Here is an 8,542-nt window from a genome sequence, read left to right as displayed (position 1 = left end):
CCACCCCTTCCCATCCCGAACAGGACCGTGAAACGCCTTTGCGCCGATGATAGTTGGCATTCGCCTGTGAAAGTAGGTCATCGTCAGGCTCTTATTCCGCAAACCCCCTGCATCCCAGCGATGCAGGGGGTTTGTCTTTTGCGGCGGCAGCGAAACGGGTGCATCGTGTCCGTACGATTTATCGCCCCTCAAGATGGTTTTGCCGGGCGCTTGCGCTTTGTGGCTGTAATTAGCGGGTAAAATAGTCCCGGAAAATATCAGTCATCATTGTTCGGAGGGTCTATGACCGAAGTCTTGCCACCAGAGAGTTCCAATGGTTTGCCCATGCGCACCCTGACGCATATTGTGTATGGTTTGTTTGCTCTGGGCTTGATCAGCGGGGGCTTTCTGGGCTTGGCCACCATTGCCAGTATTGTCGTGGCTTACCTAAAGCGGGGCGATGCAGCCGGCACCATTTACGCCGGGCACTTCGACTGGGTCATCAAGACGTTCTGGTGGGGCGTGCTGTGGTGCCTGCTTAGCGCGCTCGCGACATATATTTTTATTGGCTGGATCACCGGCCTGGTCGCACTTATCTGGATCATCTACCGCATTGCACGCGGCTGGTTGTCGTTGTTCTCGGGCACTGCGCCCCAGGCGATTGATTGATCCCAGACCGCGCCTGCTACTAAAAAACGCTGCTCCAGGGCAGCGTTTTTTATTTGGCTTGCAACAGGCTGCGGCCGCGTTGCAACGCGCGTATTTTTTTATTTTAGGTGGCCGCTGACGAGCTTGGTGAGCTCGAACATGGATACCTGCTCTTTACCGAAAAGCGGGCGAAGTTTGTCGTCGGCATTGATGTTTCGGCGGTTGGCGGGGTCTTGCAGATCGTGCTTTTTAATGTATTCCCAGATTTTTTTGGTGACCTCGGTGCGAGGGAGCGGTTCGGCACCGATGACAGCGGCGAGAGTGGGGCTGGGGGTCAGTGGCTTCATGAAGGCCGCATTGGGTTTGCGTGCGGTTTTTGCGGATGTTGCCATAGGGTCGTGCTCCAATAGGTTGAATAAGTCGTTTCCCTGAGCATAACTTGAGTTGCCGCCAAAGACAAAGCAATTTCTGGCTGAACGGCGTAAAACCGCAGCGGCAAGGGTAATATGGTGCTTTCCGGTTCTATTTGTGTTTTATCTTCATGCCTGATACTGCCACCACCCTAACCCTTGTTCGCCCAGACGACTGGCATTTACATTTGCGAGACGGCGCAGTGCTTGAGTCGGTCGTGGCCGACTCGGCCCGCCAGTTTGCGCGGGCCATTATCATGCCCAATCTCAAGCCACCGGTCACCACCACCGAACAGGCGCTGGCGTATCGAGACCGTATTCATGCCGCCTTGAGCAAGGCGGGTGTAGAACAAGGCGCGTTTACTCCCCTGATGACGCTATACCTTACCGACAACACCACGGCCAAGGAAATTGACCGTGCCGTCGAATCGGGTGTGGTCAAAGGAGTAAAACTGTATCCGGCCGGCGCTACAACAAATTCCGACGCCGGGGTTACTGACCTTCTGGGCAAGTGCGGTCCCGCACTTGAAGCCATGCAGTTGCACGGGCTGCCGCTGCTGATGCACGGTGAAGTCACCGACCCCGAGGTCGACTTGTTTGATCGCGAGGCAGTCTTCATCGAACGGGTCATGATTCCTTTGCGCAAGCGCTACCCGGCCCTGAAGGTGGTGTTCGAACACCTCACCACGCGCGACGGCGTTGATTTCGTCAGACAAGACGCGGGGCCTACCGGCGCCACTATTACTCCGCATCATCTGCTGTACAACCGGAATGCGCTGTTTCTGGGGGGCATACGGCCGCATTGGTATTGTTTGCCGGTACTCAAGCGCGAAACCCATCGGCAGGCGCTTGTCGAGGCGGCCACCAGCGGCGACGAACGTTTTTTTCTGGGCACCGACAGCGCACCCCACCCCCGCGGCTTAAAAGAGCATGCTTGCGGCTGTGCCGGGTGCTACACGGCTTTTCATGCCATGGAGCTTTACGCAACGGCGTTCGAAGCCGCTGGGCGGCTTCATGCCCTCGAGGCATTTGCCAGCTTGAACGGTCCCCGATTTTACGGCTTGCCCGTCAATGAAGGTACGCTTACTTTGCGCAAAACCGAAATGACCATTCCTGACGAACTGCCCATGGCCGACACCACGGTTGTGCCGTTGGCCGCAGGCGAGGCCCTTGGCTGGAAGGTGGTGGCTTAGCCGCCTAGCTTGGCTTCCAGTGTTTCCCAACGCTCGAATAACGCGGCCAGCTTGTCGTCCAGTGCTTGTAACTGCAGATTGATGCTGTCGACCTGATCGGGTGCGTCCCGGTATAGGCTGCCATCGGCCAGCTGGGCGGCAAGCTCGGCCTGTTGCGCTTCAAGTGCCGCAATGGCATCGGGTATTTCATCAAGCTCTTTTTGCTCCCACGAGGCCAGCTTGCCAGGTCGTGTCGGCTTGGCGGAAGCGGCCTCGGGCTTTCTGCCAGGCGCCTCTTTTTTAGGGTCGTCCGCCGAAGGTGGTTTGCGGGCAGGCGTAGCCGGTTGTGGTCGTTGCGCCAGCCACTCATCGTAGCCGCCCACGTATTCGCCCCAATGGCCGTTGCCTTCGAATGCCAGTGTCTGCGTCACGACGTTGTCGAGAAACTCACGGTCGTGGCTGACGAGCAAAACCGTGCCTTGATACTCTTGCAGCAACGATTCGAGCAGCTCTAGCGTCTCGATATCGAGATCGTTGGTGGGTTCGTCCATGACCAGGACATTGGTGGGACGAGCGAACAACCGGGCCAGCACCAGGCGGGCACGTTCGCCGCCAGACAAGCTGCTGACTGGCGAGCGTGCCCGAGCCGGGGAAAACAAAAAGTCTTCTAGGTAGCTCATGATGTGCTTGCGTTGATCGCCTATTTCGACCCACTCGCTGCCGGGGCTGATGGTGTCGGCCACGGTGACGTTTTCGTCGAGCTTGGATCGCATCTGGTCGAAATACCCCACGGTCAGGTTGACGCCCAGGCGTACTTCGCCCTGGTTGGGTTTGAGCTCGCCCAGAATGATCTTGAGCAAGGTGGTCTTGCCGGCCCCGTTGGGGCCGATCAGGCCGATGCGGTCTTGACGCAGAATGGTCGTGGACAGGTCGCGAACAATGACGCGGTCACCGAATGAATGACTGACGTTGGTCAGCTCGGCCACAAGTTTGCCCGAGCGCTTGCCCTCGGCAATGGCCAGATTGACGTTGCCCACTCGTTCGCGTCGAGCGGCTCGTTCGCGACGCAGGGCCTCAAGTCGGCGCACGCGTCCCTCGTTGCGCGTGCGTCGTGCTTCGACGCCCTTGCGTATCCAGACCTCTTCTTGGGCAAGCACCTTGTCGAACTTCGCGTTTTGTTGCTGTTCAGCTTGCAGCCATTCGGCCTTGCGACGTTGCCAGTCGCTGAAGTTGCCCGGAAAGCTGAACAACTGCCCTCGATCGAGTTCGACAATGCGGGTGGTGACGGCATCAAGGAAGCGCCGGTCATGCGTAATGAGGATAATGGCGCAACGGGCGGAAATCAGCCGTTTCTCCAGCCAGTCTATGCCGGTAAAGTCGAGATGGTTGGTGGGCTCGTCCAGCAGCAGAAGATCGGGTTCGTCAGCCAGTGCGCGCGCCAGCGCCACGCGCTTGCGGGTGCCGCCCGACAGACCGGCAATAGGCGCTTCGGCGTTCAGGCCCAGTTCGTCTATAAGCGCTTGAACGCGAGCCGGACGTGCCCAGTCTTCTGACTCATTAATGTCGCCGCACAGGGTCTCGAAGACCGTCAGGGTTTCATTGAGTACGGGTTCTTGTTCGACAGTTGTGACACGAAGGCCGCCCAGGCGCATCACATCGCCGTCATCGGGGGGGATACGTTCGTCAAGAATCTTGAGTAAAGAGGACTTGCCTGCGCCGTTCCGTCCGATCAGACCGATGCGTTCATCTGTCTGGACGGTGAGTTCGGCATTGTCCAACAAAGGGTGATGCCCGTAAGCCAGCTGAATGCCGGTCAGGGTGATAAGGGTTGCGGCCATGTGATCGATGCGTTCAGAGCGAAAGTTTGTATAAAGGCGCGCAAAATGCTGCGGCCAAACCCCTATTGTCGCAGGTTAAATAAATGTCGCAGGAAGGCGTTTACGCAGGGTTCCACGGGCCCGCGCCGGTTACAATACCCGGGCAAGACAGACTGGGCAATCGCGGTATTTAATTATCGAGGAAGGTCCGGACTCCATAGGGCGCGATAACGGCTAACGGCCGTCCGGTTCATTGTGCGGCTTCGGCGGTGCAACGAACCGAGGAACAGGGCCACAGAGACGAGTCTGTCGCGAGGGCGCACGCAAGTGCGCACCCGTACGGCCATCTCCGTACGGCCCGTCCTGTAAACAGGGCGGGGCGCGGCAGGGTGAAACGCGGCAACCTCTATCCGGAGCAACATCAAATAGGCATGTGCAGGCCCCTCGGGGCTTAAAGGGCGGCCCGTCCGAGCATGCGGGTAGATGGCTAGAGTGGGTCAGCAATGGCTCACCCAGAGGAATGATTGCCCACCCGGTTTCGGCCAGGTGTACAGAATCCGGCCTATAGGTCTGTCTTGCCTTTTACTTCCTGCTTTTCCCGCTCCACATGTAAACAAACGCAAGGCCGGCAGTGCGTCGGCCCTCTTTGCGATCGCACAAAGCACTTTTAGATCGTTCCGCAATCAATTGATTTCTTTGCTTTTTTCCCTTTCGTACGTTCTAGGTTACCGCTGTAAGTGCTTGTTGTGATTGAAAAAAACGCAATTTAGCGCTTGACCGGCGTCACGGCTTACCGTAGAGTGGGGAAAAGTAGGATTTTGTGCAACAAAGTGGGGAGAAACAGGTGTTTCAGGGAAGCAGCGCACTCACGCTTGATGTGAAGGGGAGGATCTCGATTCCTACCCGGCATCGTGACGCGCTCAAGTCGCAGGTCGAAGGGCGCTTGACGCTTACGCGTCACCCCGACGGTTGCTTGCTGCTTTATCCCCGAAATGTCTGGGAGCAAAAGCGCGAACAGATCGCCGCATTCCCCGCTTCGGCCAGGCCGTTGCAGCGCCTGCTGTTGGGTAACGCCCAAGATGTCGACATGGACGGATCCGGTCGAATCCTGGTCGCACCCGAGCTGCGCAACGCGGCGGGTCTTGCTCGCGACGTCATGCTTTTGGGCATGGGGGGGCACTTCGAAATCTGGGATGCGGCCGAATGGGCCCGCTCCGAGGCCGAAGCGCTGGCACAGGGCATGACCAACGCCCTCGACAATTTTTCGTTCTGAAGCACCCATGGAGTTCACGCACCGGCCCGTGCTGTTAGAGCCCACGGTCAACGCCCTCGTTGATCCCGGTTTTGACGCCAAGGCGCGTGTGTTTCCGGTCGGTGGCGACGTCCTGCGTCCAAGTGGCGTGTATGTAGACGGAACCTTCGGTCGGGGCGGGCATAGTCGCTTGCTGCTTTCGCGATTGGGGCCGGACGCAAGGCTGGTGGTCTTTGATAAAGACCCCGTCGCGATCAAGGCCGCTACCGAGCTGCAAGCGGCCGATCCGCGAGTCATGGTGGTTCACGGCGGGTTCGCCTCAATGCAGGAAGAGCTCGAGGCCCGGGGGGTAATGCAGGTTGACGGGATCATGCTTGATTTGGGTATTTCGTCTCCCCAGATCGATGATGCCGAAAGAGGGTTTTCATTTATGCGCGAAGGTCCGCTAGACATGCGCATGGATACGAGCCGTGGTCTGACCGCGGCTCAGTGGCTGGCGCAAGCCGGCGTCGAAGAGATCAAGGAGGTCATAGCGAAATATGGCGAAGAACGGTTTGCTTTCCAGATTGCAAAGGCGATTGCTGCTCGCCGCGAATCCCGGCCGCTGCGCACAACGCTCGACCTCGCCGAGCTCGTCGCCAGTGTCGTCCGCACGCGCGAAAAGGGTCAACACCCGGCCACTCGCACCTTTCAGGCTTTACGGATTCACATCAATCAAGAGCTCGAAGAACTCGCGCGCGCCCTCGCGGCAGCTCTGAGGCTCTTGGCTCCGGGGGGACGTCTGGCGGTGATCAGCTTCCATTCTCTCGAAGACCGCATGGTCAAGCAGTGCATTGCGGCAGCGCGTCGCCGAAGCGAGGCTCAGGCGCGCCTGCCCATCTTCGAGCGAGACATGCCCCAGCCCATACTCACGTCCCTGGGCAAGGTCCTGCCGTCGGAACAAGAAACAAAAGAGAACGCGCGTGCGCGTTCGGCTGTCCTGAGAGTGGCGCAGCGCACTGATGCGCCCCTGCCGCCCGACGCAGGCGCTTCGTTTATCAACGAAATTCGCCTGGTTCCGCAACACGACAGCCGCTTGGCCCGAAGGAAGCGCTAATGGGCCGGCTCAGCATTATCTTTACCCTCTTGCTGATGCTCTCGGCGATTTCACTTGTTACTGCGCGCTATCAATCGCGCTTGCTGTTTGTGGCCTCAGAACGGCAGGCGGCGGCGGCACGTGAACTCGATACCGACTGGCGCCGCTTGCAGCTCGAACGGGCTGAACTCGCCCGCAACGCGCGCATCGACGAGGTTGCCCGGCAAGACCTTGAAATGTTGCCGGCTTCGCCCGATCGAACCTTGTACCTGAAAGGAAACTTTGCCACGGCGCCTGCCGCCGACCCCCCGGGCGGAGGTCGGCCATGAAACGCGTCCGCTTCTACGATAGCCCCGTGCTGAACATCCAGATGCCGATGTGGCGGTCGCGCCTTGTCCTGATTCTGCTGATGCTTGGTTTTTCGGCGGTGGTGGTCAAGGCCTTGTATTTGCAGGGCATGTCCAAAGACTTCCTGCAGCAGCAAGGCGAGCGCCGCTACGAGCGCACCTTGGTGCTGCCGGCCACCCGAGGCAAAATATTCGACCGCACGGGCGAGGTGGTTCTGGCTTCCAGTGTGCCGGCTCGTGCAATCTGGGCCATACCCGAAGACGCGAAAGAGGCGACCAATGAACAGCTGGCCCAGTTGGCCAGAACACTGGAGATCTCGCTCGGCGACATTCAACGACGACTGGCCAACGAAGACAAGAACTTTGTTTATCTAAAACGCCAGGTGTCGGTTGAGTTGGCCGAGCAGATTCGTGCCCTGAAGATTCCCGGCATACACCAGCAGGGCGAAATGCGCCGCTTCTACCCGGAAGGCGGCATGACAGCGCATGTGCTGGGCTTTACCGACATTGAAGACAAGGGTCTGGAAGGCGTCGAGCTGACGTTCAACGAAGAGCTGTCGGGCACGCCTGGTAGCCGCCGGGTCATTCGCGACCGCCTGGGACGGGTGGTCGAAGACGTGCAGGCTGTGGTGCCGCCTGTCGATGGCAAGGATCTGCGTCTTTCCATCGATGCGGGCCTGCAGTTTGACGCATACTCCGCCCTCAAGAAAGCGATGGTGGAAAACAAGGCTCAGGCGGCGGCGGGCGTTGTGCTTGACGTAAAGACAGGCGAAGTGCTCGCCCTGGTGAACCTGCCCACTTACGACCCCAATCGGCGCGATGATCGAAAAGGCGCGGCACTGCGCAACCGCGCCATCATCGATACGTTCGAGCCGGGTTCGATCATGAAGCCGTTTACCGTGGCGTTGGCCCTAGGCCTGGGCAGGGTTACCACCAATACCAAGTTCGATACCGGCAACGGTCGGTATCGCTACCAGGGTTCGGTCATATCTGACGTCAGTCGAAACGGCGTCGTTGATGTCGCCGGCATCTTGCGCCGCTCAAGCAATATTGGCATGACCATGATCTCGGAGCGACTTACCTCGCAAGAGATGTGGACCAAATTTACCGAGCTGGGTTTTGGCCGGGCACCCCACGCTAATTTTCCGGGCGTCGCCTCGGGCAAGTTACGGCCCTGGGAACGCTGGCGTCCAATCGAGCGGGCCACCATGGCCTATGGCTATGGCCTGTCGGCTTCTTTGCTGCAAATTGCTCATGCCTATACGGTTTTTGCACGTGATGGCGACATGGTTTCAATGACACTGCTCAAGCGTGAAGGCAAGCCGACTTCGGTGCAGGTGTACAAGCCCGAAGACGCGGCGTTGGTGCGAACCATGCTCGAGGCCGCTGCCGGGCCCGACGGCGCCAAGCTGGCGCAGGTGCAGGGTTACCGTGTAGCGGGAAAAAGCGGCACCGCACGCAAGATTGTCGACGGACGTTACAGCACCTCGAAGTATCGCAGTTCGTTCGTGGGCTTCGCCCCTGTGTCCGACCCGCGCATTGTGGTGGCGGTAACGCTTGACGAACCACAGGGCGGCGCCTACTACGGCGGTCGCGTCGCCGCACCCATTTTTTCCAATATCGTTGCAAGCAGCTTGCGGCGCATGGGCGTACAGCCCGATGCCCCATTTGAGTCTCTGGTCGCAGTCGGTGCTCAGGAGGCTCAAGAATGAACATACAAGCATTAATCGAGTGGATCGCTCAACACGCCTCGCCGCGAGCGCACTTGCGTCTGGACTCGCGTCTGGTTGAGCGCGGCGACGTCTTCTTTGCCTGCCAGGGGCTGCGCTCGGACGGACGGCT

Annotated in this window: 8 protein-coding genes, 1 rRNA gene and 1 other RNA gene; 8 read left to right on the top strand and 2 right to left on the bottom strand. The window is 59.1% G+C overall.

What is annotated here, in order from left to right:
- Positions 1 to 89: ribosomal RNA gene (rrf, locus tag VL003_RS13465) — 5S ribosomal RNA — on the top strand; the annotation flags it as partial.
- 193 nt (positions 90 to 282) lie between these two features.
- Positions 283 to 648: a DUF4870 family protein gene (locus tag VL003_RS00450; RefSeq protein ID WP_325438469.1), complete on the top strand. Its 366-nt coding sequence runs from the start codon at positions 283 to 285 to the stop codon at positions 646 to 648.
- A gap of 98 nt (positions 649 to 746) precedes the next feature.
- On the opposite strand, the gene VL003_RS00445 is transcribed toward VL003_RS00450, so the two are convergent.
- On the bottom strand, positions 747 to 1,019 hold the full coding sequence (locus VL003_RS00445; protein WP_325438467.1) for an SWIB/MDM2 domain-containing protein: 273 nt from the start codon (positions 1,017 to 1,019) through the stop codon (positions 747 to 749).
- A gap of 149 nt (positions 1,020 to 1,168) precedes the next feature.
- On the opposite strand from VL003_RS00445, the gene pyrC reads away from it, so the two are divergent.
- Positions 1,169 to 2,230 carry a dihydroorotase gene (pyrC, locus tag VL003_RS00440; RefSeq protein WP_325438465.1) on the top strand — a complete coding sequence of 354 codons (1,062 nt, stop codon included), beginning with the start codon at positions 1,169 to 1,171 and terminating at the stop codon, positions 2,228 to 2,230.
- On the opposite strand, the gene VL003_RS00435 is transcribed toward pyrC, so the two are convergent.
- Positions 2,227 to 4,047: an ATP-binding cassette domain-containing protein gene (locus tag VL003_RS00435; protein ID WP_325438463.1), complete on the bottom strand. Its 1,821-nt coding sequence runs from the start codon at positions 4,045 to 4,047 to the stop codon at positions 2,227 to 2,229. The genes pyrC and VL003_RS00435 overlap by 4 nt on opposite strands.
- Positions 4,048 to 4,191: 144 nt before the next feature.
- On the opposite strand from VL003_RS00435, the gene rnpB reads away from it, so the two are divergent.
- From rnpB to VL003_RS00410, 5 genes are all read left to right on the top strand, one after another.
- Positions 4,192 to 4,607: RNase P RNA component class A (gene rnpB, locus VL003_RS00430), an RNA gene on the top strand.
- A gap of 263 nt (positions 4,608 to 4,870) precedes the next feature.
- Positions 4,871 to 5,299 carry a division/cell wall cluster transcriptional repressor MraZ gene (mraZ, locus tag VL003_RS00425; protein ID WP_325438471.1) on the top strand — a complete coding sequence of 143 codons (429 nt, stop codon included), beginning with the start codon at positions 4,871 to 4,873 and terminating at the stop codon, positions 5,297 to 5,299.
- 7 nt (positions 5,300 to 5,306) lie between these two features.
- Positions 5,307 to 6,374, top strand: coding sequence for a 16S rRNA (cytosine(1402)-N(4))-methyltransferase RsmH (rsmH, locus tag VL003_RS00420; RefSeq protein WP_325438460.1), 1,068 nt, complete (start codon positions 5,307 to 5,309; stop codon positions 6,372 to 6,374).
- Entirely contained in the window at positions 6,374 to 6,682 is a 309-nt protein-coding gene (gene ftsL / locus VL003_RS00415) for a cell division protein FtsL (protein ID WP_325438458.1), read from the top strand. Before rsmH ends, ftsL begins: the two co-directional genes overlap by 1 nt.
- Positions 6,679 to 8,412: a peptidoglycan D,D-transpeptidase FtsI family protein gene (locus tag VL003_RS00410; protein ID WP_325438456.1), complete on the top strand. Its 1,734-nt coding sequence runs from the start codon at positions 6,679 to 6,681 to the stop codon at positions 8,410 to 8,412. Before ftsL ends, VL003_RS00410 begins: the two co-directional genes overlap by 4 nt.
- Positions 8,413 to 8,542 lie beyond the last annotated feature (130 nt).

The sequence above is a fragment of the Pusillimonas sp. genome (assembly GCF_035515275.1).
GTDB lineage: Bacteria > Pseudomonadota > Gammaproteobacteria > Burkholderiales > Burkholderiaceae_B > Pusillimonas.
Note: the sequence above shows the minus strand (reverse complement) of the source record. Positions and strands in the feature narration are given on the sequence as shown.

Excerpts from the sequence above, each read along its gene's own strand:
- VL003_RS00450 (WP_325438469.1), top strand. The coding sequence starts at position 283 with ATGACCGAAGTCTTGCCACCAGAGAGTTCCAATGGTTTGCCCATGCGC.
- VL003_RS00445 (WP_325438467.1), bottom strand. The coding sequence starts at position 1,019 with ATGGCAACATCCGCAAAAACCGCACGCAAACCCAATGCGGCCTTCATG.
- pyrC (WP_325438465.1), top strand. The coding sequence starts at position 1,169 with ATGCCTGATACTGCCACCACCCTAACCCTTGTTCGCCCAGACGACTGG.
- VL003_RS00435 (WP_325438463.1), bottom strand. The coding sequence starts at position 4,047 with ATGGCCGCAACCCTTATCACCCTGACCGGCATTCAGCTGGCTTACGGG.
- rsmH (WP_325438460.1), top strand. The coding sequence starts at position 5,307 with ATGGAGTTCACGCACCGGCCCGTGCTGTTAGAGCCCACGGTCAACGCC.
- ftsL (WP_325438458.1), top strand. The coding sequence starts at position 6,374 with ATGGGCCGGCTCAGCATTATCTTTACCCTCTTGCTGATGCTCTCGGCG.
- VL003_RS00410 (WP_325438456.1), top strand. The coding sequence starts at position 6,679 with ATGAAACGCGTCCGCTTCTACGATAGCCCCGTGCTGAACATCCAGATG.